This is a genomic window from Pseudomonas sp. JH-2 (assembly GCF_036231725.1).
GTDB lineage: Bacteria > Pseudomonadota > Gammaproteobacteria > Pseudomonadales > Pseudomonadaceae > Pseudomonas > Pseudomonas delhiensis.
Genome location: NZ_JAZAQP010000055.1, coordinates 18337 through 42295, shown reverse-complemented (window position 1 = coordinate 42295; position 23959 = coordinate 18337). Strand labels below are relative to the sequence as shown.

General features: G+C 67.0%; 21 protein-coding genes. 8 read left to right on the top strand and 13 right to left on the bottom strand.

What is annotated here, in order from left to right:
- Positions 1 to 427: 427 nt before the first annotated feature.
- The 3 genes from VV867_RS26750 (at position 428) to rssC (ending at position 2967) form a co-directional block, all read left to right on the top strand.
- Positions 428 to 1132 (top strand): MlaA family lipoprotein, encoded by a 705-nt coding sequence (locus VV867_RS26750; RefSeq protein ID WP_109935017.1) that lies wholly within the window; start codon positions 428 to 430, stop codon positions 1130 to 1132.
- A 171-nt stretch (positions 1133 to 1303) separates the two neighbouring features.
- Complete coding sequence (gene rssB / locus VV867_RS26745) at positions 1304 to 2488, top strand: two-component system response regulator RssB (protein WP_328568005.1); 1185 nt, start codon at positions 1304 to 1306, stop codon at positions 2486 to 2488.
- On the top strand, positions 2485 to 2967 hold the full coding sequence (rssC, locus tag VV867_RS26740; protein ID WP_043266908.1) for an anti-sigma factor antagonist RssC: 483 nt from the start codon (positions 2485 to 2487) through the stop codon (positions 2965 to 2967). The genes rssB and rssC overlap by 4 nt, the downstream gene beginning before the upstream one ends.
- Before the next feature lie 71 nt (positions 2968 to 3038).
- Here rssC and tal read toward each other — a convergent pair whose 3' ends face one another.
- Positions 3039 to 3959: a transaldolase gene (tal, locus tag VV867_RS26735; protein WP_275627010.1), complete on the bottom strand. Its 921-nt coding sequence runs from the start codon at positions 3957 to 3959 to the stop codon at positions 3039 to 3041.
- Between the two features lie 62 nt (positions 3960 to 4021).
- On the bottom strand, positions 4022 to 5020 hold the full coding sequence (dusA, locus tag VV867_RS26730; protein ID WP_328568004.1) for a tRNA dihydrouridine(20/20a) synthase DusA: 999 nt from the start codon (positions 5018 to 5020) through the stop codon (positions 4022 to 4024).
- 206 nt (positions 5021 to 5226) lie between these two features.
- Between dusA and VV867_RS26725 the strand changes: the two genes are divergently transcribed.
- Together VV867_RS26725 and VV867_RS26720 are read left to right on the top strand one after the other, a co-directional pair.
- Entirely contained in the window at positions 5227 to 5793 is a 567-nt protein-coding gene (locus VV867_RS26725; RefSeq protein ID WP_109935403.1) for a DUF4124 domain-containing protein, read from the top strand.
- Positions 5794 to 6126: 333 nt separating this feature from the next.
- The gene (locus VV867_RS26720; protein ID WP_328568003.1) at positions 6127 to 7749 is read left to right on the top strand and encodes a methyl-accepting chemotaxis protein; all 1623 of its coding nucleotides are present in this window, start codon (positions 6127 to 6129) and stop codon (positions 7747 to 7749) included.
- A gap of 537 nt (positions 7750 to 8286) precedes the next feature.
- Here the strand turns inward: VV867_RS26720 and VV867_RS26715 are convergent.
- From VV867_RS26715 to puuE, 6 genes are all read right to left on the bottom strand, one after another.
- Complete coding sequence (locus VV867_RS26715) at positions 8287 to 9633, bottom strand: nucleobase:cation symporter-2 family protein (protein ID WP_275627007.1); 1347 nt, start codon at positions 9631 to 9633, stop codon at positions 8287 to 8289.
- 475 nt (positions 9634 to 10108) lie between these two features.
- Positions 10109 to 11437, bottom strand: coding sequence for a urate hydroxylase PuuD (locus VV867_RS26710; protein ID WP_328568002.1), 1329 nt, complete (start codon positions 11435 to 11437; stop codon positions 10109 to 10111).
- Positions 11438 to 11489: 52 nt separating this feature from the next.
- The gene (locus VV867_RS26705; RefSeq protein ID WP_328568001.1) at positions 11490 to 11996 is read right to left on the bottom strand and encodes an ureidoglycolate lyase; all 507 of its coding nucleotides are present in this window, start codon (positions 11994 to 11996) and stop codon (positions 11490 to 11492) included.
- A 136-nt stretch (positions 11997 to 12132) separates the two neighbouring features.
- The gene (gene alc, locus VV867_RS26700; RefSeq protein ID WP_328568000.1) at positions 12133 to 13128 is read right to left on the bottom strand and encodes an allantoicase; all 996 of its coding nucleotides are present in this window, start codon (positions 13126 to 13128) and stop codon (positions 12133 to 12135) included.
- Positions 13129 to 13166: 38 nt separating this feature from the next.
- Entirely contained in the window at positions 13167 to 13682 is a 516-nt protein-coding gene (gene uraD, locus VV867_RS26695; RefSeq protein WP_328567999.1) for a 2-oxo-4-hydroxy-4-carboxy-5-ureidoimidazoline decarboxylase, read from the bottom strand.
- Positions 13679 to 14614 carry an allantoinase PuuE gene (puuE, locus tag VV867_RS26690; RefSeq protein ID WP_328567998.1) on the bottom strand — a complete coding sequence of 312 codons (936 nt, stop codon included), beginning with the start codon at positions 14612 to 14614 and terminating at the stop codon, positions 13679 to 13681. The genes uraD and puuE overlap by 4 nt, the downstream gene beginning before the upstream one ends.
- Positions 14615 to 15024: 410 nt before the next feature.
- On the opposite strand from puuE, the gene uraH reads away from it, so the two are divergent.
- On the top strand, positions 15025 to 15378 hold the full coding sequence (gene uraH, locus VV867_RS26685) for a hydroxyisourate hydrolase (protein WP_275627002.1): 354 nt from the start codon (positions 15025 to 15027) through the stop codon (positions 15376 to 15378).
- A 398-nt stretch (positions 15379 to 15776) separates the two neighbouring features.
- On the opposite strand, the gene VV867_RS26680 is transcribed toward uraH, so the two are convergent.
- Positions 15777 to 16403: a LysE family translocator gene (locus VV867_RS26680; protein ID WP_328567997.1), complete on the bottom strand. Its 627-nt coding sequence runs from the start codon at positions 16401 to 16403 to the stop codon at positions 15777 to 15779.
- Positions 16404 to 16468: 65 nt separating this feature from the next.
- Complete coding sequence (locus VV867_RS26675) at positions 16469 to 17818, bottom strand: NCS2 family permease (protein ID WP_275627000.1); 1350 nt, start codon at positions 17816 to 17818, stop codon at positions 16469 to 16471.
- Between the two features lie 386 nt (positions 17819 to 18204).
- Here VV867_RS26675 and VV867_RS26670 point away from each other — a divergent pair, with 386 nt between their 5' ends.
- On the top strand, positions 18205 to 18966 hold the full coding sequence (locus tag VV867_RS26670; protein WP_328567996.1) for a GntR family transcriptional regulator: 762 nt from the start codon (positions 18205 to 18207) through the stop codon (positions 18964 to 18966).
- Positions 18967 to 20043: 1077 nt separating this feature from the next.
- Here the strand turns inward: VV867_RS26670 and queD are convergent.
- The 3 genes from queD to norR all read right to left on the bottom strand — a co-directional run bounded on the left by queD (position 20044) and on the right by norR (position 22578).
- Positions 20044 to 20400 (bottom strand): 6-carboxytetrahydropterin synthase QueD, encoded by a 357-nt coding sequence (gene queD / locus VV867_RS26665; protein WP_089391973.1) that lies wholly within the window; start codon positions 20398 to 20400, stop codon positions 20044 to 20046.
- Positions 20401 to 20487: 87 nt separating this feature from the next.
- Positions 20488 to 20976, bottom strand: a complete 489-nt coding sequence (locus VV867_RS26660) for a carboxypeptidase-like regulatory domain-containing protein (RefSeq protein ID WP_275626998.1) — start codon at positions 20974 to 20976, stop codon at positions 20488 to 20490.
- Between the two features lie 54 nt (positions 20977 to 21030).
- Positions 21031 to 22578, bottom strand: a complete 1548-nt coding sequence (gene norR / locus VV867_RS26655; RefSeq protein ID WP_109937249.1) for a nitric oxide reductase transcriptional regulator NorR — start codon at positions 22576 to 22578, stop codon at positions 21031 to 21033.
- Positions 22579 to 22734: 156 nt separating this feature from the next.
- On the opposite strand from norR, the gene hmpA reads away from it, so the two are divergent.
- On the top strand, positions 22735 to 23916 hold the full coding sequence (gene hmpA / locus VV867_RS26650; RefSeq protein WP_275626997.1) for an NO-inducible flavohemoprotein: 1182 nt from the start codon (positions 22735 to 22737) through the stop codon (positions 23914 to 23916).
- The last annotated feature ends 43 nt before the right edge of the window (positions 23917 to 23959 follow it).

Genomic DNA, 23959 nt, shown 5'->3' with positions numbered 1-23959 from the left:
GCGGGGCAAGCCTTTTTGGTTCCTTTTGTGGCGTTTGACAAAAGGGACTCGCCCGAGGGGGCGAAACAAGAGACATCCGAACACTCGGAGCGGCGCGCTACACCCAAATCCAACGTCTTTTTGGGGTTCCGGCGTTCGCGGGAATGACGATGGGGAGATAGGAGCACAGGACCAAGGTTCGCGAGCAAGAACTAGGCGTCCCCCTCGATCCTACGAAGGACCTTCCAGCGCAGTCGGCAAGCGAATCGCATCGGCACAAAAGCTGGCTCTTGGCTATCGTAAGGGGAGGGCGGCGTTTCCGGCCGTGCTCCGGGGGCGAAGGCGTTAGAAACAATCCGATGTCTGCAAATCGAATCTGGAACTATATACTGCGCAGCGGTTCGAGGCCGCGGCGGCGGCCTCATGAGACTTTCAAAGGAGAAACCCGATGCGCCCACACGGCGTCAAATGGATGCAGCGCACCGCTCGCCTGCTGGCCGGAGCCGGCCTGGTCATGCTTCCCTTCCTGGCCCAGGCCGCGAGCGAAGACGACCCCTGGGAGAGCGTCAACCGCCCGATCTTCGTGTTCAACGACACCCTCGACACCTATGCGCTGAAACCGCTGGCGCAGGGCTACCAGAAGGTGACGCCGAACTTCGTGCAGGACGGCGTCCACAACTTCTTCAGCAACATCGGCGACGTGCGCAACCTGGTCAACGACCTGCTGCAGGGCAAGCTCGAGCACGCCGGGGTCGACACCAGCCGACTGCTGTTCAACACCACCTTCGGCCTGGCCGGCTTCATCGACGTGGCCACCCGCATGGGCCTGCAGCGCAACGACGAGGACTTCGGCCAGACCCTCGGCTACTGGGGCCTGGGCAGCGGCCCGTACGTGATGCTGCCGCTGCTGGGCCCGAGCACCCTGCGCGATGCGCCGTCGAAGATCCCGGACGCCTACACCGGCATGTACCCGTACATTGACGACGTGTCGGTGCGCAACAGCCTCCGCGCCGTGGACGTGGTGGACACCCGCGCCAACCTGCTGAAGTCCGAGAAGCTGATTTCCGGCGACAAGTACACCTTCATCCGCAACGCCTACCTGCAGAACCGCGAGTTCAAGGTCAAGGACGGCCAGGTCGAAGACGACTTCTGACACACTCGCCACCCATCCGCCCCGGGGCTGCTGCAAGCGTGCCGAGCCGCCGTCTTGAACCCTCGGGCGGATGGGAGTAGTGTCTGCGCCTTGTCGCACCCGACCCGCGCCGTTTTCATAGCCATGCGCGCCCACATCCACCACCTCCGGCGCCGTTTGCCTGGATAACCCATGCACAAACCCAGTGCCACGCTGCTGATCATCGACGACGACGAGGCCGTTCGCGAAAGCCTCGCCGCCTACCTGGAAGACAGCGGTTTCAAAGTCCTGCAGGCGACCAACGGCCAGCAGGGCCTGCAGGTCTTCCAGCACGAACTGCCCGACCTGGTCATCTGTGACCTGCGCATGCCGCAGATGGACGGCCTGGAGCTGATCCGCCGGGTCAGCGAGATGGCGGTGGAAACGCCGGTCATCGTGCTCTCCGGGGCCGGGGTGATGAGCGACGTGGTCGAGGCCCTGCGCCTGGGCGCCGCGGACTACCTGATCAAGCCCCTGGAAGACCTGGCGGTGCTGGAGCACTCGGTGCGCCGCGCCCTGGACCGCGCCTACCTGCGTTCGGAGAACCGCCGCTACCGGGAGAAGCTGGAAACCGCCAACCGCGAGCTGCAGGCCAGCCTGAACCTGCTGCAGGAAGACCAGAACGCCGGGCGCCAGGTGCAGATGAACATGCTGCCGGTGACGCCCTGGGAAGCCGAGGGCCTGAAGTTCGCCCACCAGATCATCCCGTCGCTGTACCTGTCCGGCGACTTCGTCGACTACTTCCGCGTCGACGAGCGGCGCATCGGCTTCTACCTCGCCGACGTCTCCGGCCATGGCGCGTCCTCGGCCTTCGTCACGGTGCTGCTGAAGTTCATGACCACCCGCCTGCTCTACGAGTCGCGGCGGGCGGGCACGCTGCCCGAGTTCAAGCCTTCGGAGGTGCTCGGGCACATCAATCGCGGGCTGATCAACACCAGGCTGGGCAAGCACGTGACCATGCTCGGCGGGGTGATCGACCTGGAAACCGATCGCCTGACCTACAGCATCGGCGGCCACCTGCCGCTGCCGGTACTCTATGTCGACGGCGAAGCACGCTACCTCGAGGGCCGCGGCCTGCCCGTGGGCCTGTTCGAGGACGCCACCTACGACGACCGGACCATGGACCTGCCCAGGTCCTTCAGCCTGTCGTTGTTCTCCGACGGCATACTGGACGTGCTGCCCGGGGCTACATTGAAAGAAAAGGAGACGGCCCTGCCCGAGCAGGTCGTCGCCGCCGGCGGGACGCTGGACGGCCTGCGCCAGGTCTTCGGGCTGGCCAAGTTGTCCGAGATGCCGGATGATATCGCCTTGCTGGTGTTGAGCAGGAACCTTGCATGAGTACCGGTAAAATCCAGTTCGCCGAGCAGGATGGCTCATTCGTCCTGAAGTTCGTGGGCGAAGTCCGACTGACCCTGTGTTCGGCGCTGGATGCCACCATTGAAAAAATCTTCGCCGCGTTGAATTTCACGGCGATCATCATCGATCTCACGGAAACCCAGAGCATCGACAGCACCACCCTGGGCCTGCTGGCCAAGCTGTCCATCCTCTCGCGGCAGAAGGTGGGGCTGTTGCCGACCCTGGTGACCACCAACCCGGACATCACCCGGTTGCTGCAGTCCATGGGCTTCGACCAGGTGTTCAACATCGTCGACCGGCCCATCCCCTGCACGGACTGCCTCACCGACCTGCCGCCCCAGGACCAGTCCGAGGAAGTGGTGCGCAGCAAGGTGCTGGAGGCCCACCGCATCCTCATGGGCCTGAACGAGTCCAACCGTGAAGCCTTCCACGACCTGGTGAGTGCCCTCGAGCACCACTGATCCGCCGGAGCCCGTCGATACAACGCAAACCGGCGCCCTGGGGCGCCGGTTGGTCTTGCTGCGCGCCGTTTCTAGCGGCCGCCCAGCAGGGCTTCCAGCTTTTCCTGGTCGCGGGCGAACAGGCGGATGCCTTCGGCCAGCTTCTCGGTGGCCATGGCGTCCTCGTTCAGCTGCCAGCGGAAGGCGCTCTCGTCGAGCACCTGGCGCGCCTCGCCCTCGCCGGGCTGCAGCGCGCGGGGCAGCTCGCCCTGGGCGTCGGCCAGCTGCTGCAGCAGTTCCGGGCTGATGGTCAGGCGGTCGCAGCCGGCCAGTTGCTCGATCTGCCCCAGGTTGCGGAAGCTCGCGCCCATCACCACGGTGCGGTAGCCGTTGGCCTTGTAGTAGCGGTAGATGCGCGACACCGACTGCACGCCCGGATCCTCGGCGCCGACGTAGTCGCGGGCGTTGGCCTTCTTGTACCAGTCGTAGATGCGGCCGACGAAGGGCGAGATGAGGAATACCCCGGCGTCGGCGCAGGCGGCGGCCTGGGCGAAGGAGAACAGCAGCGTCAGGTTGGTCTGGATGCCGTCGCGTTCCAGCTGCTCGGCGGCGCGGATGCCTTCCCAGGTGGCGGCGATCTTGATCAGCACGCGGTCCTTGCCGATGCCCTGTTCGTCGTACAGGTCGATCAGCCGGCGGGCGCGGGCCAGGGTGTCCTCGGTGGCGAAGGACAGGCGGGCGTCGACCTCGGTGGAGATCCGCCCGGGGATCACCCCGAGGATGTCCTTGCCCACCGCCACGGCGAAGCGGTCGCAGGCCAGGCCGGCGTCACCGCCGCTGGCCGCGGTGGCGCGGGCCAGGTGCTCGGCGTAGCGGGGCAGGGCGGCGGCCTTGAGCAGCAGGGAAGGATTGGTGGTGGCATCCACCGGCTTCAGGCGGGCAATGGCGTCGAAATCGCCAGTATCGGCGACGACAGTGGTGTACTGCTTCAGTTGTTCCAGCTTGGAGGTCATGGCAACTCTTCCGGTGGCGATGCCATGACCTTACCCGAGGCCCGGACGGCGCTCAACGGGACCTAGCGGCCATCCAGAAGTTCGATGGTCTGGTCGAGCACCCGAAGCGGATCGGCAGCCTTGTGCACGTCCACCGAAAGCAGCTGGCGGAAGCGCCGCGCGCCGGGGAAGCCCTGGCCGAGGCCGAGCACGTGGCGCGTCACATGGTGCATGGCGCCGCCCTCGGCGATGTGCCGCTCGATGTACGGGCGCATCCGCGACAGCGCCTCGGCGCGGCTGATGGCCGGAGCCGCGGCGCCGTACAGCGCGGCATCCACCTGGGCCAGCAGGTAGGGGTTGTGGTAGGCCTCGCGGCCGAGCATCACGCCGTCGAAGGTGCGCAGGTGCGCCTGGCATTCCTCCAGGGTCTTGATGCCGCCGTTGAGGACGATCTCCAGGTCCGGGAAATCCCGCTTGAGCTGCGCCGCCACCTCGTAGCGCAGCGGCGGGACCTCGCGGTTCTCCTTGGGCGACAGGCCTTCGAGAATGGCGATGCGCGCATGCACGGTGAAGCTGTGGCAGCCGGCCTCGCGCACCTGGCCGACGAAGTCGCACAGCTCGGCGTAGCTGTCGCGGCCGTTGATGCCGATGCGGTGCTTGACCGTGACCGGGATCGAAACGGCCTCGCGCATGGCCCGGACGCACTCGGCAACCAGCGCCGGGTGGGCCATCAGGCAGGCGCCGATCATGTTGTGCTGCACCCGGTCGCTGGGGCAGCCGACGTTCAGGTTCACCTCGTCGTAGCCGGCCGCCTCGGCCAGCCGCGCGGCCGCCGCCAGCTCCGCCGGCACGCTGCCGCCCAGTTGCAGGGCCAGCGGGTGCTCGCATTGGTCGTGGCGCAGGAAGCGCGCGGCATCGCCGTGCAGCAGGGCCCCGGTGGTGACCATTTCGGTATAGAGCAGGGCATGGCTCGACAGTTGGCGCAGGAAGAATCTGCAATGACGGTCAGTCCAGTCCATCATCGGCGCCACGGAGAAGCGGCGGGAGGGCTCGGGGCGTTGCGGGCGGGCGTCTTGCGGCATGCTGGGTACGGGCTTCGGCCACGGCGGCGGGGGCCGGCACGGCGCGGGATCGGTGAAGGGGCGGGTATTCTAGCAGAAAGGGCGAAGATGCCGGGATGTGGGTTGTTCCTGGCGATACGGTTAGGATTTCGTGTATCGGTCCTGGAACTTTTGCCGGGGCGGCGGTCTGAGGTGTCAATCTGCCACTGATCAGCCAGGGAGGCTGTATGAAGGGTGTTCTCGTTGCGGTTCCGCTGTTGTTCTGCGCCGCCTGGGCGCAGGCGGATACGATCTACAAGTGCGTCGATGCGCAGGGCAAGGTGACTTTCACCAAGCAGGCCTGCCCCAACGGCGGCAACGCCGGTGTCGAGTTGAACGTGGAGAACCGCCGGCCCAGCGGCAGCGGCGAGGGGGCGGTGATGGCGCAGCCGGCGCTTCAGGCGCCACCTGCGGACTATGCCCCGGCGGGGGCTTATCCGGCGCAGCCACCGGCCAACCCGGCGCCGGTCGGCGGCACACGGGTGACCGTGGTGGGTGGCTCCGAGGAGCGGCCGGGTTGCTCCACCGGGCTTTCCGAGCGCGACCTGCGGACCGCCATGGTGCGCAAGGAAATCGTCCCGGGCATGAGCCGCAAGGAAATCGAGGACATGTTCGGCACCCCGAGCGACCAGGCCAGCGCCCACGGCGCCGGCAGCAGCACCTACTGGAACGACAAGTACCTGAACTTCTTCAGCATCAACTACGACGCCAATGGCTGCGTGGTGAACACCTACCAGTCCGGTTCGAGCAACTGAGCGCCACCTCGCGCGACCCACGGGCCGCGCGTTCTCAGTCCGCGGCGGCTTCGGCCGGCACCCGCACCTTCAGCCACAGGCCGAACTCCGTCCTCGTTCGGGCGCTATTCCACCTTGCGGGTAGACCGTGCCTGCTTCTGAATCAGATGACACCTACTGTGCCATGAGCCGAATCGCAGCAGTGCGCCAACCCGGAATGACGGCCACACTACCGACTAAGGGACGATAGCCGCGGCTGACAAATGGTCGCCTAATGGCCCTGACAACAATAATTCAGGGCCTGCGCCAACCCGGGTGTTCCACGGGGCGGGCGGTGGCTGGAGAGGTGCCCTCATGGACCCGACACGTTCGCGTATCTTCCTCGTTCTTTCCCTGCAGACTGCCGGTCTTCTCGCGCTGTTCATCGCCCAGTCGCTGGGCGGCTGGCCGCTGTCGCTGTGCCTGCTGCTCGGTTTCGGGCTGCTCTGGCTGCCCTGGTTCGTCGGCCAGCGCCGCAGCTTGCCCGGCGTATCGTCCGCGGCGCCGGAGCTGGCCGCGCTGACCCGCGACCTGTCCCACAGCACCAGCCACAATGCGTTGTCCGCCGCTGGCGTGTCCTATTCCGTGCAGCGCCTGGTGGAGCGCCTGGCGTCGCAGCTGGCGGCGGCCGAGCAGATCGTCGGCAGCGCCGAGGTGATGATCCACACCGAGCGCGCCACCTCCAGCCTGGCGCGCCAGGCCATGGAGGCCGCCACCCAGGCCCGCGCCGGCAGTGACGCCGGGCGTGCCGAGCTGCAGCAGGCGATCGCCCGCATGCACCAGCTCAGCGGCCGCGCCGGCGAGAGCCGGGCGCTGATCGAGGCGCTGAGCCAGCGCAGCGAGGACATCCAGCGCGTCACCCAGGTGATCCAGTCCATCGCCAGCCAGACCAACCTGCTGGCGCTCAACGCCGCCATCGAGGCGGCCCGCGCCGGCGAGCACGGCCGCGGCTTCGCGGTGGTCGCCGACGAGGTGCGCGGGCTGGCCGCGCGCACCGCCGAGGCCACCGAGGAAGTCGGGCAGATGGTCGAGGACATCCAGCAGCGCACCGCCCAGGTCGCCGAGCAGATCCTCCAGCTGGCCGCCGACCTCGACGAGGGCCTGGCCCAGGTGGAAAGCACCGGTGGGCAGCTGGAAGGCATCGCCGGGCTGGCCGCCGGCGTCGAGCGGCAGATCACCGAGATCGCCGAGGGCGCCGAGATCAACCGCCACCAGTTGGACAACCTGTTCGCCGCGGTGGAGAGCATGCGCGGCGACATCCGCGTCAGCGACGAGCAGACCCACCGCCTGGCCGACGCCGCCGTGCACCTGGAGGCGCAGGCCGAGGCCATCAGCGAGCGCCTGGCCGAGGTCGGCCTGGACGACTACCACCAGCGCGTCTACGACCTGGCCCGCGAAGGGGCGTCGAGCATAGGGGCGCGCTTCGCCGCCGACCTCGACGACGGCCGGATCACCGTCGAGGACCTGTTCGACCGCCACTATCAGCCGATTCCCGGCACCGAGCCGCAGAAGTACGGCACGCGCTTCGACCGCTATACCGACGAGGTGCTGCCGAAGATCCAGGAAGACCTGCTGCAGCGCCACGAAGGCCTGGTGTTCGCCATCGCCTGCACCGCCGAGGGCTACGTGCCGACGCACAACCGCGCCTTCGCCCAGCCGCCCACTGGCAACCCCGAGGTGGACCGCCTGAAGAGCCGCAGCAAGCGCCTGTTCGACGACCGCACCGGGATCCGCTGCGGCAGCCACCAGCAGGCGCTGTTGCTGCAGACCTACTGCCGCGATACCGGCGAGCTGATGCACGACCTGTCGGTGCCGATCTTCGTCAACGGCCGCCACTGGGGCGGCCTGCGCCTGGGCTACCGGCCCGAGAGCATGCCGCTGAGCGAGACGTCGGCGCTGCGCAGTCCCATGCGGCGGGAGGCTGCAGCGGCCCGGTGAAAGCCGGGTGAAGGAAGGTGAGGCCGTGCATCGCAGGATGCGCGGCCTTTTCGTTTGCGGCCGGCCGTTTGGCGTAGGGCGAATAACCGTTCGCGGTTATCCGCCGTTGGCCGTGCCACCGGGGCGTCCGGCGTGGCCGGTGAGTCCAATCGCGGACGGAGTCCGCTCCTACGACCGTGCCATGCCATTCCCCTGTAGGAGCGCGCCCTGCGCGCGAATCGCGGGCAGGGCCCGCTCCTACGCCCGTGCTTCCTGGAACCGTAGGAGCAACTGTCTTGCGGCCCGTGCCGAAATGCTCTTCGTAGGAGCGAGCTTGCTCGCGAATAAACCCCGCTGCGGAGTCCGTTCGCGAGCAAGCTCGCTCCTACAAGTTGCCGGAAGGCGTGGCATTTCCCTGTAGGAGACTCTGTCCGCGATCATGGCTACGAACCGTGCCTGCGGATGGTTTCGTGCGGCGGGGAATGAAAAAAGCCGCGCAGGAGTGAGGCGCGGCTGGAAGCGGCAGGCGTCGGGAGGGGCCCGCCGAAAGCGTCGGCTTCAGTGGTGCCCGCAGAGGGCGTCGCGGCCACGTTCGCCGAGGATGTTGAACAGCAGGTTGAGCAGCACGGCCCAGATCGCGGTCATGGCGATGCCGCTGTGGGTGATCGGCTCCATCCAGGCGGGCAGGGCGGCGAAGAAGTCCGGGCGCACCACCGGGACCATGCCCATGCCGATGCTCACCGCCACCAGCAGCTGGTTGCGCCGGTCGACGATGTCCACCTCGTGGAGGATGCGGATGCCGCTGGCGGCGACCATGCCGAACATGGCGATGCCGGCCCCGCCCAGCACCGCCGGCGGGATCGAGGCGACCACGTAGGCGGCCTTGGGCATCAGGCTCAGGAGGATCAGGAAGCCGCCGGCAGCGACGGTGACGAAGCGACTGCGCACCCCGGTCATCTGCACCAGGCCGATGTTCTGGGCGAAGGAGGAGTGGGTGAAGGTGTTCATGAAGCCGGCGAAGAAGGACGCCGTGGCGTCGCACAGCAGGCCGCGGCGCAGGCGGCGCGGGCAGATTTCGTCGCCGGTGATCTTGCCCAGGGCGAGGAACATGCCGGTGGACTCGACGAAGATGATCAGCACCACCAGGCACATGGACAGCACCGGCGCCAGGTGGAAGCTGGGCGCGCCGAAGTGCAGCGGGGTGACCACCTCGAAGGCCGGGCGGGCGTCGATGCCGGACAGGTCGACCATGCCCATGCCGCTGGCGACGACGTAGCCCAGCAGCATGCCGATGAGCACCGAGACGTTGGTCCAGAAGCCCTTGAGGAAGCGGTTGACCAGCAGGATGGCGGCCAGCACCAGGCTGGACAGGAACAGGTACTCCAGGGCGCCGAAGTTGGCCGCGCCCTTGCCGCCGCCAGCCCAGTTGATGGCCACGGGGAACAGGCACATGCCGATGGAGGTGATCACGGTGCCGGTCACCAGCGGCGGGAAGAAGCGCACGATGCGGCTCATGAAGGGCGCCACGAGCATGCCGAACAGGCCGGCGGCGATGGTGGCGCCGAAGATGCCGTTGATGCCCACGCCGGGCATCCCGGCCATGGCCACCATGCTGCCGACGGCGGCGAAGCTGGCGCCCATCATCACCGGCATGCGGATGCCGACGGGGCCGATGCCCAGCGACTGCACCACGGTGGCGATGCCGGCGACCAGCAGGTCGGCGTTGATCAGGAAGGCGATTTCCTCGCGGGACAGGCCGGCGGCCTGGCCGACGATCAGCGGGACGGCCACGGCGCCGCCGTACATCAGGAGCACGTGCTGGAATCCCACCAGCAGCAGTTGCAGCAACGGCAGACGCTGGTCGGCGGACGAGCCGGCAGCGTGGCGCTCAGTTACCTCGGACATGCAACACCTCGATTTTTATTGTTGTGTCACTGGTGGGCGCCGATCAGGCTCGGCGACCGGGTAGTACTGGCTCGCCACACCCCCGGGGCCGTGCGGGTGAAGCGGTGCGGGACTTTATAACGTTGATGTGTATTCGCTTCAATATGTTTTTGTATACAACTCGTCGGTCGGCTTGTGAATGATGGGTTTCGGATCGCTCTAGGTCGCGTGTTTCGTGGCTTCGGCGGGATGTAGCCGTAGGTCGGGTGGGACTACATTTTTATTTCGTGGAGTCGGTGTTCCTGTAGGAGCGGACTCTGTCCGCGATTCGCGCGCAGGGCGCGCTCCTACATGGCTTGGGCGGTGCAGGCGAAACATCGGGCGCCGGCCTTGCCGGAGGAATCGCGGACGGAGTCCGCTCCTACGAAAAGCCTGCGGGCATAAAAAAACCGCACCCGAAGGTGCGGTTTTCCTGGTTCCGGCGAACCGCGGTGGCTCAGTTGGTCTGGGCGCCCCTGGCGATCCAGGAGCCGATCAGGTTGCGCTCTTCCTGGGTCATCTGGGTGATGTTGCCCAGCGGCATGACCTGGGAGGCCACGGCCAGCGCCTGGATCTTCGCGGTCTGCGCCTGGATCTGCTGCGGCGTGTCGAACATCACGCCGGCCGGGGCGGCGCTGAACAGCGGGCTGGTCGGCTTGGCCGAGTGGCACACGGTGCAGCGTTCCTGGATGACGTGATGAACCTTCTCGAAGTCGCCATTGCCGCCGGCGCTGCTGGCCTGCGCCTGGGCCGGGGCTTGCGCCGGGGCGGCGGCCTTCTCGCTGTCTTCCTTGGCGCGTTCGGCGGCGGTCTTGCCGCCGATGGCGGTTTCCGGCAGCGGCTGGTACTCGACCTTCGCCGGGGCGCTGGCACTGGTCGGTGCGGCGCTCTGCAGCGTCGGGCCGGTGACGAAGGCGAGGGCGATCATGCCCACGGCGCCGGCGGGCAGGGCCCAGGCCATGCCGTTGCCGTTGTGGCGGGTGTTGAAGTAGTGCCGCACTATCACCGCCAGCGCCGCGATGCACGCCAGGATCAGCCAGTTGTAGTGGCTGCCGTAGGTGCTCGGGAAGTGGTTGCTGATCATGATGAACAGCACCGGCAGGGTGAAGTAGTTGTTGTGCCGTGAACGCAGCAGGCCCTTGGCCGGCAGCACCGGGTCGGGCTCGCGGCCTTCCTCGATGGCCTTCACCAGCGCGCGCTGGGCCGGCATGATCACCCGGAACACGTTGCCGACCATGATGGTGCCGATGATCGCGCCGACGTGCAGGTAGGCGCCGCGGCCGCTGAACACCTGGCTCAGCAGGTAGGCGGCGAGCACCAGCAGGGCGAACAGGATGGCGCCGAGCAGGGCGGGGGCCTTGCCCAGCGGCGAGTCGCACAGGGTGGAGTAGATGAACCAGCCGGCGATCAGCGAGCCGATGCCGATGGCCACGGCCGCGGCGGGCGCCAGGTCGCTGCCCGGGGCCACCAGGTACAGGCTGGGGTTCAGGTAGAACACGATGGTCAGCAGGCACACGCCCGAGAGCCAGGTGGAGTAGGCCTCCCATTTGAACCAGTGGAGGTTGTCCGGCATCTTCGGCGGTGCCAGCTTGTATTTCTCCAGGTGGTAGATGCCGCCGCCGTGGATCGCCCAGAGGTCTCCGGAGAGCCCTTCGCGCGGGTTGGCGCGGTTGAGGTTGTTTTCCAGCCAGACGAAGTAGAACGAGGCACCGATCCAGGCGATGCCGACGATCATGTGAATCCAGCGAACCAGCAGGTTCGCCCATTCGATGAGATGTGCTTCCACAGTCATTACCTCTTGCCCGGCCACCGGCGTCGCGGCGGACGGGCCTCTCTTATTAGTTTAGTTGGGGGTCGAGGAGCAGTTGCTCGTCCTCGGTGAAGAAATGCTCGTCGCAGTTGTTGCCGGAACCGCTGCGATCGACCACCAGGAAGTCATCCCGCTTTTCGATCGTCAGCACCGGGTGGTGCCAGACGCCGCGGTGGTAATTGATGCCCTGCCTTCCGTTGCTCAGGAAGGCGCGGACAAGGCCCGGTACAGGTACGTCGCCAAGTGGCGCGACCACGACCAGAAAGGGGTTGCCGAGCAGCGGGATGAAAGCCTGGCTGCCCAGCGGATGACGCTCCAGCATGCGGATGCGCAGGGGCATCTCCAGTGCTTCGGCGCTGAAGATGCTGATGATCGCCTTATCCTCGGCCTGCGCGGTCTCCACCGTGGCGAGCTTGTGGTAACGGCGGGTAGAACCGTTGTTGATCATGAAGTAGTCGCTGCCTTCGGTTTCGATGACATCACCGAACGGGGCGAAGGCTTCCTTGGTCAACGGTTCGATCTTCAGGGTACGCATGGCTGGTCACTTGTGTTCGTTGTTCTGTGCCCGGGCGAGCCCGGGGACCGCTTTCCCTTGCGTCACTCCCGCGAACGCGGGAGCCCGGTGTCTCTGGATCCCCGCGTTCGCGGGGATGACGGGGGAGGTGTTGCGCTTACCTGGCCACCTTGCCGAACAGGCGCAGACGGCTGACGCCACCGTCCGGGAAGATGTTCAGGCGCACGTGGGTGATCGGGCCCAGTTCCCTGATCTGCTCGATGAAGGTGTGCTCGTTGTGCATCTGCAGCTTCTGGCTCGGCAGCAGTTCGCGCCAGTACAGGCTCTGGGTGGCGATCTGGCTGTCGGTGCCGCCCTTCACGAAGGCCGCCTGGATGTTGCAGCTTTCCGGGTAGTTGCCCTTGAAGTGCAGGGTGTCGACGACGATCTTCTCGACGATGCCGGCGTGGCCCAGCGCGACTATCACCCAGTCGTTGCCGGGGGTGCGGCGGCGCCCGGTTTCCCAGCCGTCGCCCATGTTCACGCCGCGGCCGGGGTTCAGGATGTTGCTCATGCGGCCGAAGTGTTCGTCGGAGCAGGCCAGGGCGCGGCCGCCGTTCAGCGCGGCGACGAGGTCGACCTGCTCGTTCGGGTTCTGGTTGGCCCAGTCGCGGAACGGAATGCCGTACACGCGCAGGCGCGCCACGCCGCCGTCCGGGTAGATGTTCAGGCGCAGGTGGGTGTAGGGGCGTTCGTCGCTGATCTCGTGGTAGTGGTGGCTGTTGCCCTGCAGCTCGACGGAGGGCAGCACCTCGGTCCACTGGGTGTCGTCGCTGGGGTCGCCCTCGGCCACGAAGCAGCCTTCCAGGGACGCCGACGGCGGGAAGTTGCCGGTGAAGAAGCTGGTGTCGATGTCCACGCCCTTGATCGAGCCCGGCACGCCCAGGCGGATCACCGCGTGGTCGTAGCCCTCGAAGCGCTTGCGGCGGGATTCCCAGCCGTCCATCCACTTGCCGTTGTCGTCGAAGACGCCTTCCTTCCACACCGCGGGGGTGGGCTGCAGCATGCGGCTGGCGGCGGCGAACCATTCGTCGGTGACGCTGATCACCTTGCTCCCCAGGCGCTCGTCGGCCAGGTTGACGAATTTCTCGAAGGGAGCGTTGTAGGTTCTCATCTTGTTCTCCTTGGTGACGTGAATTTCCAGCCGCGGGCTCAGAGCTGCTGCAGGCGGAACATCGCGATCTTGTTGATTTCGGCCAGGGCGGTCTGGAACTCCTGCTCCGGCGTGTTGTGGATGCGTTCCTCGAAGGCCGCGAGGATCTGGTGGCGGTCGCTGCCCTTCACCGCCTTGATGAAGGGGAAGCCGAACTTCGCCTTGTAGGCGTCGTTGAGTTCGTTGAAGCGGGCGAACTCCTCGGCGGTGCATTCGTGGATGCCGGCGCCGGCCTGCTCGGAGGTGCTGGAGGCGGTCAGCTCGCCGCGCACGGCGGCCTTGCCGGCCAGGTCCGGGTGGGCGTTGATCAGCGCCAACTGGGCGTCGTGGCTAGCCGACAGGAGGATGTCGGCCATGCGCTGCTGCAGGCTCTCGATGTCGTTGAGGCTCTCGTCCACGCCCAGGTCGTAGGCCTTCTCGGCCACCCAGGGGGAGTGTTCGTAGATGTCGGCGAAGGCGGCGACGAAGGCGGCGCGGTCGAGGCTGGCCGGGGTCAGGGTCTGGAAGCGGCTCATGCCTGTTTCTCCTGGGCCTGGAACGGGTGCTTCTCGTACCAGTGGCGGGCGATGTCGACGCGGCGGGCGACCCACACCTTCTCATGGCCCTTCACGTACTGGATGAAGCGTTCCAGCGCGGCCAGGCGCGCCGGGCGGCCCAGCAGGCGGCAGTGCATGCCGATGGAAAGCATCTTCGGCGCGCCCTCGGCGCCTTCGGCGTAGAGCACGTCGAAGGCGTCCTTGAGGTACTCGAAGAAGTCGTCGCCCTTGTTGAAGCCCTGCACCTGGGTGAAGCGCATGTCGTTGGTGTCCAGGGTGTAGGGGATCACCAGGTGCGGCTTGGCGGCGGTGCTGGCCGGGTCCCAGTAGGGCAGGTCGTCGTCGTAGGTGTCGGAGTCGTAGAGGAAGCCGCCTTCCTCGCGCACCAGACGCCGGGTGTTCGGGCCGGTGCGGCCGGTGTACCAGCCCTGCGGGCGCTCGCCGGTCAGCTCGGTGAGGATGCGGATGGCTTCCAGCAGGTGCTCGCGCTCCTGGGCCTCGTCCATGTACTGGTAGTCGATCCAGCGGTAGCCGTGGCTGCAGATCTCGTGGCCGGCGGCGACCATCGCCCTGATCACGTCCGGGTGGCGCTGGGCGGCCATGGCCACGGCGAAGATGGTCAGCGGCAGGTCGTACTTGCGGAACAGCTTGAGCAGGCGCCAGACGCCGGCGCGGCTGCCGTATTCGTAGAGGGACTCCATGCTCATGTTGCGCGCGCCCTGCAGCGGCTGGGCGGCGACCATCTCGGAGAGGAAGGCCTCGGATTCCTTGTCGCCATGAAGGATGCAGCGCTCGCCGCCTTCCTCGTAGTTGAGCACGAAGGACAGCGCGATGCGCGCGTCGCCCGGCCAGTGCGGGTGGGGAGGGTTGTCGGCGTAACCGATCAGGTCGCGTGGGTAGTCAGCGCTCACTGCAGTGTTCCTTCTTGTTGGGGGCGGCGCGGGGCGGTAGGGCGTGCGCCACCGTGTTGCGAGATATTGTATACAAGTTGTGTGGCCGAATGTAAATACAATCCCGCACCCCAGTTTCGCCATCCGTCGTCATCCGCATCCGTAGGCAGAGCAAGCAAATTACCTGCCCAACTGGTCAGCTCGGCGGCCTCCGGCCTCAAGCGTGCCGGCAGCGGATCGGAATGCCGCATGCTGGGGCGGTGGCGCCGTTTCGGGGCGTGGAAGCAAGTTTTTTGTATACAATATTTATGTGATGGCGTATTTTCGTCCCATCCAACCCACCCGGCCGGCCGCCGCCTGCGGGGTGCAACCCACACCACACCGAGAAGGAGGACGGCGTCCGCCGGCCGCGCCGGGGATGCCCAGAGCCCATGGGACGTTTGACGACGCACGTACTGGATTCCGCCCACGGCTGCCCCGGCCATGGCATCAAGGTCGAGCTCTACCGCGTGGAAGGCCAGCAGCTGGAACTGGTCGCCACCCGCGTGACCAACGACGACGGCCGCTGCGACGAGCCGCTGCTGCAGGGCGAGGACTTCCGCCCCGGCGTCTACCAGCTGCTGTTCAACGCCGGCGACTACTACCGCGCCCGTGGCCTGCAACTGCCGCAACCGGCCTTCCTCGACCAGGTGGTGCTGCGCTTCGGCATCGCCTCGGAAAGCGACCACTACCACGTGCCGCTGCTGATCTCGCCGTACAGCTATTCGACCTACCGCGGCAGCTAGCCCGCCACCCGGCTTCCCACCCCGACTCTTCGTGGAGTCCCATCGGCCCGCCCTCGGCGGGTCTTTTTTTGCCTGTACCATGGGGCCGGTTGCCTTGCGCCGAGGTGCTTTTCGTAGGATGGGTTGAGCTTCGTTCCACCCATCCTACGCCGCCTCACCTACACCGCGTTCCCATGTAGGAGCGCGCCCTGCGCGCGAAATCGCGGGCAGGGCCCGCTCCTACAGGTTGATGCCGAACCTCTCGTTCGCGCCGGACAGCCCCCTCTCCCAAGGAGAGGGGGCGGAGTTAACCCTAAACATCATTGCTGCCGGTAAATACCGTTCGCGAGCAAGCTCGCTCCTACAGGTGCCAGTGCTTTTCGTAGGCGCGGGCTTGCTCGCGAACGGTTCTATGGGCCTCAGCGGCTGAGCAACGAAGCCCCGCCAGCGGTGGCGAAGAGGGCGGCGCTGCCGCGGTTGAACCAGGCCTGGCCCTTGCCCGAGCGCAGGAAGCGCGCGGCGCCGCGGGCGCTGAGGCCGTAGAACAGCTTGCAGGCGAAGTCGAGCACCGCCCAGGTGAGGATCATCACCAGCAACTGCTGCCACAGCGGGTGGTCGGCCCTGAGGAACTGCGGCAGGAAGGCGGCGAAGAACAGGATGTCCTTCGGGTTGCTGGCGCCCAGGCCGAAGGCCTTCCAGTACAGGCTGCGGAAGCCCGGGTTGACCGGCAGTTCCTCGGCGGCGCGCGGCTGGCCGGCGATGCGGGATTCCTGCCAGCTCTGCCAGGCCAGGTAGAACAGGTAGAGCGCGCCCAGCACCTTGAGCACGCTGAACAGCTTCTCCGAGGCCAGCAGCAGCGCGCCCAGGCCCAGGGCCGAGGCGCTGAGCAGGCAGATGGAGGCGCTGACCCCGCCGAGGAAGGCCGGCAGCGAACGGCGCAGCCCGTAGTTGAGGCTGTTGCTGACCATCAGCAGCGACAGCGGGCCGGGAATCAGGATCACGATCAGGGCGGCGCTGCTGTAGAGCAGCCAGGTTTCCAGGTTCATCGCGGACTCTCGAATGCAAAGGCCCCGGCGTATGTGCGCCGGGGCCGTGGCGGGGCTCGTCCAGATTACAGGAAGATGAATTTGGCTACAAATATAAGGCAGAGTGCATACAGGCTGACGGTCACGTCCTTGTGGCGGCCGGTGAAGACCTTCATCGCCACGTAGGTCACGAAGCCCAGGGCAATGCCGTCCGCCACCGAGAAGGTCAGCGGCATCATGATCACGGTGACGATGGCCGGGATGGTCTCGGTGTGCTCCTGCCAGTCGATGTGGGCCAGGCCGCCCATCATCAGCATGGCCACGTAGATCAGCGCGCCGGCGGTGGCGTAGGCGGGGATCATGCCGGCCAGCGGGGCGAAGAACATGGCGGCGACGAAGAGCGCGCCGACGGTCACCGCGGTCAGCCCGGTGCGGCCGCCGGCGGCCACGCCCGCGGCGCTTTCCACGTAGCTGGTCACCGGCGGCACGCCGAGCACGGCGCCGACCACGCTGGAGGCGCTGTCGGCCTTCATCGCCTTGGACAGGTTCTCGATGCGGCCGTCCTCGCGCACCAGGTGGGCGCGCTGGGCCACGCCCATCAGGGTGCCGGCGGTGTCGAACATGTGCACGAAGAGGAAGGCCAGGATCACGCTGATCATGGTCACGTTGAAGGCACCGGCGATGTCCATGGCCAGGAAGGTCGGCGCCAGGCTCGGCGGCATGGAGAACACCCCGCCGAACTGCACCAGGCCCAGGGCGATACCGGCCACGGTGACGGTGAGGATGCTGATGAGGATGCCGCCGAACACCCGGCGGTACTCCAGCACGGCGATCATCAGGAAGCAGATCGCCGCCAGCAGCGGGCCGGGCTTGGTCAGGTCGCCCAGGTGCACCAGGGTGGCGGGGCTGGCGACCACGATGCCGGCGGTCTTCAGGCCGATCAGCCCGAGGAACAGCCCGACCCCCGCGCCCATGGCGAAGCGCAGGCTCGGCGGGATGCTGTTGAGCAGCCATTCGCGGATGCGCGAGAAGGTCAGCACCATGAACAGCACGCCGGAGATGAACACCGCGCCCAGGGCGATTTCCCAGCTGTAGCCCATGGTCTTGACCACGGTGTAGGTGAAGAAGGCGTTGAGGCCCATGCCCGGCGCCAGGCCCACCGGCCAGTTGGCGTACAGCCCCATGAGGAAGCAGCCCAGCGCGGCGGCCAGGCAGGTGGCGACGAAGGCCGCGCCGTGGTCGACGCCGGCGTCGGCCATGATGTTGGGGTTGACGAAGATGATGTAGGCCATGGTGATGAAGGTGGTCAGGCCGGCGGCCAGTTCCGTCTTCACCGTGGTGCCGTGCTGGCTGAGCTTGAACAGGCGTTCGAGCAGGCCGGTGGCGGGTGGGCTGGAGGCGACAGCGGTTTGTTGTTCTTGTTTGGTGCTTTCCACAGCGGGTACTCCTCAACGCTCTTGTTGTTGGTCCTTGCCGTCGGCTGGTTCACCTGCGTCCCTGGCTCGGCGGAAGGCTGTGAGGGCGTGTTCTTGACTTGCGAGTCAGGAAGTCACGCCGGCGATTATGAGGTTGTATACAAAAAAATCAAATAATGTTTCGTACCTATCGCTCGGCTTCTTCCAAACAATTCATCGGAAAATTCGTCCCGACATTGCGCAGAATTTGTACAGCGGGGACGGCCGAATGCCGCAGGGCAAGGGGGATGCGCCGGGTGCGCGGCGCTGGGCATTTTGTGTACACTGGTGGCCATCATTTCGTCGCGCCCGCGTACCTGGCAGCGGATTGCCCAGGCCGCCGGTCCGCCCAACAAGGTTGAGGATCCATGACCGACCCGCTGCAACAGATCAAGAAGCCGGCGCGCAACGGCAAGAGCCGTACCGGCACGCAGGACGAGATCGTCTACGCGCACATCTTCGACGCCATTCTCGAACAGCGCCTGGCGCCCGGCACCAAGCTGAGCGAGGAGGCGCTGGGCGAAATCTTCGGCGTCAGCCGCACCATCATCCGCCGCGCCCTGTCGCGCCTGGCCCACGAGCAGGTGGTGCTGCTGCGCCCCAACCGCGGCGCGGTGGTGGCCAGCCCGAGCATCGACGAGGCCCGGCAGATCCTCTTCGCCCGGCGCACCGTCGAGCGCGCCATCACCGAGCTGGCGGTGGACAACGCCAACGCCGAGCTGCTCGCCGAGCTGCGCGAGATGGTGGTGCAGGAGCAGGCCAGCTTCGCCCGTGGCGACCGTGGCGCGGGTATCCGCCTGTCCGGCGAGTTCCACCTCAAGCTGGCGGAGATGGCCAGGAACGCCCCGCTGGTCAGCTTCCAGCGCAGCCTGGTGTCGCAGACCTCGCTGATCATCGCCCAGTACGAGGCGGGCGGCCGCTCGCACTGCTCGTTCGACGAGCACAACGAAATCCTCGACGCCATCGAGAAAGGCGAGAAGGAAAAGGCCGTGACCCTGATGATGCACCACATGGCGCACATCGACGACAAGCTGAACCTGGAAGGCGACAGCGCCTCGGGCGACCTGCACGCGGTGTTCTCGCACCTGCTCGGCGGCAAGAAGAAGGGCGGCCGCACCGCGGCGCGCTGAGGCTTGCCCCATGAAAGAAAGCCCCGCCTGAGTCAGGCTGTGTGAAAACCTCAGGATCGGTCCCGCTGGTTAAAAAACAACCTGGATTTCGCGTTTCTACGCGGATTCTGGATTGGCTGAATAGCCAAGCCTCTTCAGATTTCACGTAGGAACGCTCTCTTCGAAGAGCCGCTCGGGTTTTCACACAGCCTGCTGAGTGCGGGGCTTTTTCGTGGACGTGCACGTAGGGCGAATAACCGTTCGCGGTTATCCGCCGCCATCCGTGCCACAGGGATGTCCGGCGCGGCTGGTGAGTCCAATCGCGGACGGAGTCCGCTCCTACGCCCGTGCTACCTGGAACCGTAGGAGCGGACTCTGTCCGCGATTTGGCGCGCCCTACGTGGGAACCCGGGAGCTTCGCGGTTTCGCATCACGCCGAACGGTCCCCTCTCCCGCTTGCGGGGGAGGGTTAGGGAGGGGGAGCGGAGTCAGGGTTTGGCAGAGGTGCCAGAGCGAAGTCCGTCCCCTCTCCCCAGCCCTCTCCCTGAAGGGAGAGGGGGCTGTCCCGAGCAAGCGGATAACGTAGCGTCAGCCGGCAAACTCGTAGGGCGAATAACCGTTCGCGGTTATCCGCCGTTGGCCCAAACACCGATGCCCGACGACGATGGCGGATAACGCCGTAGGCGTTATGCGCCCTACGGGTTTCCAGAGAAATATCCGAGCGCACCGGAACGCCCCTTCAGAAGGCCGAGCGAAACCGGCGCTCAGGAGGTCATGCGACATGGATGTCGCTAGAGCCCCGATCAGCACAGGGACGTGCTGTCGGGGGGGGCCTCCGTGGCGGGGGAATTCGGGAGGGTAGCCCGGCTCCATCGGGCCCGTATGTCGGGGCAAGCCTTCTTGGTTACTTCTTTGGCGTTTGAAAGAAGTGACTCGCCCGAGGGGGCGAAACGAGAGATCTCAGCGCACTCGGAGCGGCGCGCTACACCAAGCCCCCAAGCCACTGGGTTACCGCGTTCGCGGGAATGACAAGGTTAAGGGAGGTGCGGGGGGCCAAGGTTCTCGAGCAAGCTCGCTCCTACAGCGCGTCGCGCGACCTCAGTCCCCGCGATACTCACACCCACTGGTGCAGGTCTCATGCACCCGCACCCGCGACAGCTCCGGCAACAGCGGCTTGACCTGCTGCCAGATCCAGCGCGAGAGATTCTCGCTGGTGGGGTTCTCCAGGCCGGGGATGTCGTTCAGGTAGTTGTGGTCGAGCTGCTCGTAGATCGGCTTGAAGATCTGCTTGATCTCGGAGAAGTCGCGGATCCAGCCGGTATACGGGTCGACCTCGCCCTCGATGTACAGCGCCACGCGGAACGAATGGCCGTGCAGGCGGCCGCACTTGTGGCCCTCCGGGACATGGGGCAGGCGGTGGGCGGACTCGAAAGTGAATTCCTTGAACAGTTCCAAGAGGTGGCCTTCAGATCATCAGTGGGCAATTGCAACCGCCTATTGTACCCACTTTGCCGAGCGGCCGGGCATACCCCCGTCGGCAGGTCAGCGCGTCAGCTCGACCTGGACTTCCTCGCCCTCGCGCAGGGTCAGCGGCGCCATGACGGTCGCGCCCACCGTGGTTGGGCCATTGGCGCCGCTGGTTTCCCAGGTCACCTCGCAGCTCAGGTAATAGCGCCCCGCCGGCACCTGGCCGAAGCTGAAGCGGCCCTCGGCATCGGCGCGCACCGTGCGGGTGTAAATTTTTGCCCGGGCATCGGGCTCGCCTAGCGGCCGCCGCTCCTGGTAGGCCTTGTACAGCGGCGCCATGTAGCGCGTCGCCGGGATCAGCGCCACGTCCTTGCCGGCCGCCGGCTTCAGGGTGCCAGCGCGGGTGCGGAGGAAGGCGCGGCCATCGATCCTGCCATTGCCGTGGACCGGCAGCGCCTGGTACTCGGCACTGGGGAACTCGTCGAAATGCAGCGGCCGGCCCTGGTTGGGCGAGATGCAGCCGGCCAGGACGAGGCCGAGCAGGGCGACGAGCAGGTGGCGCATGGCGGGGCTCCTCGAAGCGGGACTATGCGCCTGGAAAGATAGTTCAGGCGCGGCTCACTTGAGATCCAGCCGCCGCGCCAGGCGGTTCAGGTTGGCCCGGTCCACCCCCAGTTCGCGGGCCACCGCCGCCCAGTTGCCGGCGTGGCGCTGCAGGCTGGCGGCGACCAGCTGGCGCTGGAAGTCGTCCAGGGCGGTGCGCAGTTCGACGCCGGGTTTCGGCAGTTCGCGGGTGGGCGTGGCCTTGTCGGCTCCGGGGAGCGGCAGGCCCTGGTCGAGGCCGAGGTCGTCGAGCTCCAGGGTGAGGATGCGCGGGCGCTCGGGGCTTGCGGCCAGGGCCTTGAGCGAGGCGCGGCCGATCAGGTGTTCCAGTTCGCGCACGTTGCCCGGCCAGGGGTAGCCGAGCAGGGCGGCCTGGGCCTCGGCGCTCAGGCGCAGGCTGCGCAGGCCCAGGCGCGGGCGGTTCTGCTCGAGGAAGTAGCCGGCCAGCAGCAGGATGTCGTTGCCGCGCTCGCGTAGCGGCGGAACGTGCAGTGGGTAGACGCTCATTCGGTGGTAGAGGTCGGCGCGGAAGCGCCCGGCGCGCACTTCCGCGGCCAGGTCGCGGTTGGTGGCGGCGATCAGGCGCACGTCCACCCGGTGCTCGCGGTCCGAGCCCAGGCGCTGCAGCTGGCCGCTCTGCAGCACGCGCAGCAGCTTGGCCTGGATCGCCAGGGGCAGCTCGCCCACTTCGTCGAGGAACAGGGTGCCGCCGTCGGCCAGCTCGAATTTGCCGCGGCGCTCGCCCACGGCGCCGGAGAAGGCCCCGCGCACGTGGCCGAAGAGTTCGCTCTCCACCAGGGTTTCCGGCAGCGCCGCGCAGTTCAGGCTGACCAGCGGCTGGGTGTGGCGCAGCGAGCGCTGGTGGATGGCCTGGGCCACCAGTTCCTTGCCCACGCCGGTCTCGCCGGTGACCAGCACGCTGAGGTCGCTGCCGGCCACCAGCTTGATTTCGTCCACCAGCTGGCGGTGCGCCGGGCTCTGCCCGACCAGCTCGCGCGGGGCCTCGCCGGCGGCGCGCTGGTAGGCGTCGGCGCGCTGCTGCTCGTGCTCGGCGCGCAGGGCCAGGTCGAGCATGCGCTGGCTGGCCTTCACCGTGGCGGCCGCCAGGCTGGCGAAGGCCTGCAGGTTGTCCAGGTCGCCGCTGGAGAAGCGCCCGGGCTCGAGGGCGTCGAGGGTCAGCAGGCCCCAGGGCTGCTCGTCCAGGTACAGCGGACAGCCCATGCAGTCGTGCACTTCCAGGTGCACGCCTTCCACCAGGCCGTCGTAGGGGTCGGGCAGGCCGCAGTTGGCGTCGAACAGGGTGGGCCCCGGGCGTTCCAGCAGGGCCCGCAGGCGCGGGTGTTCGGCGATCTTGAAGCGGCGGCCGAGGGTGTCCGGGCTCAGGCCGTCCACCGCCAGCGGCACCAGTTGCTCGCCTTCCAGGCGCAGCAGGGCGCTGGCATCGCAGGGCAGCAGTTCGCGCAGGGCTTCCAGCAGGCGGCGGTAACGTTCCTCGTCGGGCAACTCGCGGGACAGGTCGTCGACCAGGGGGAGCAGGGTGGCAAGCAAGGGGTTTCTGGTCATTTTGACCTCTAGGCAGTCCATATGACTCGAATGAATGCTGGTCATTATGACTTCTGTTGCGGCGAAAGTCCCGGGAATACTGGGCTGCGACCTTGGCATGCTTCCTGAAATATCCCAGGCAGATCCCACCCTGTCTTGCGTTCCAAGGAGATCCGCATGCTGTCCAACGAACACCGCACCCTGATCAAGGCGACCGTCCCGCTGCTGGAAACCGGTGGCGAAGCCCTGACCCGGCACTTCTACCAGCTGATGCTGACCGAGTACCCGCAGGTGCGCCCGCTCTTCAACCAGGCCCACCAGGCGTCCGGCGACCAGCAACGGGCCCTGGCCAACGGCGTGCTGATGTACGCCCGCCACATCGACGAGCTCGAGCGCCTCGGCCCGCTGGTGGGGCAGATCGTCAACAAGCACGTGTCGCTGCAGATTCTCCCGGAACATTATCCCATCGTCGGCTCCTGCCTGCTGCGGGCCATCCGCGAGGTGCTCGGCGAGGAAATCGCCACCGACGAGGTGATCGCCGCCTGGGCCGCGGCCTACCAGCAACTGGCCGACATCCTGATCGGCGCCGAGGAGTCGGTGTACGCCCGCAATGCCGCCGAAGAGGGCGGCTGGCGCGGTGCGCGGCGCTTCCGCGTGGCGCGCAAGGTGGCCGAGAGCGAGGAGATCGTCTCCTTCTACCTGCAACCGGTGGACGGCGGCGCGCTGCTGGACTTCGAGCCGGGCCAGTACATCGGCCTGCGCCTGGAGCTGGATGGCGAGGAAGTGCGCCGCAACTATTCGCTGTCGGCCCCGGCCAACGGCCGCGAGTACCGCATCAGCGTCAAGCGCGAGCCCGAAGGCAGGGTTTCCAGCTACCTGCATGACCAGGTCCAGGAGGGCGACGAGATCGACCTGTTCCCGCCGGCCGGGGACTTCGTCCTGGGCGACAGCGACAAGCCGCTGGCGCTGATCACCGCGGGCGTCGGCATCACCCCGTCGCTGGCCATGCTGCAGCGGGCGCTGGACGCCGGCCGCGTGGTGCACTTCATCCACTGTGCGCGCCACGGCGGCGTGCACGCCTTCCGCGAGTTCATCGAGAACCAGGCGCGCAAGCACCCGACGCTGCTGCACTTCTTCTGCTACAGCGAGCCGCGCGAGCAGGACCAGGCCGATGCCGAGGGCTTCATCAGCCAGCAGCTGCTGAGCAACTGGCTGCCGGCGCAGCGCGACCTGGACGCCTACTTCCTCGGGCCCAAGCCGTTCATGGCCCAGGTGAAGCGCCACCTGCGCGAGCTGGGCGTGCCCGAAAAGCAGTGCCACTACGAGTTCTTCGGCCCCGCCAGCGCGCTGGAGGCCTGACGCAAGACCGGCCGGCCCCCGCGGGCCGGCCACCCTGTACTAC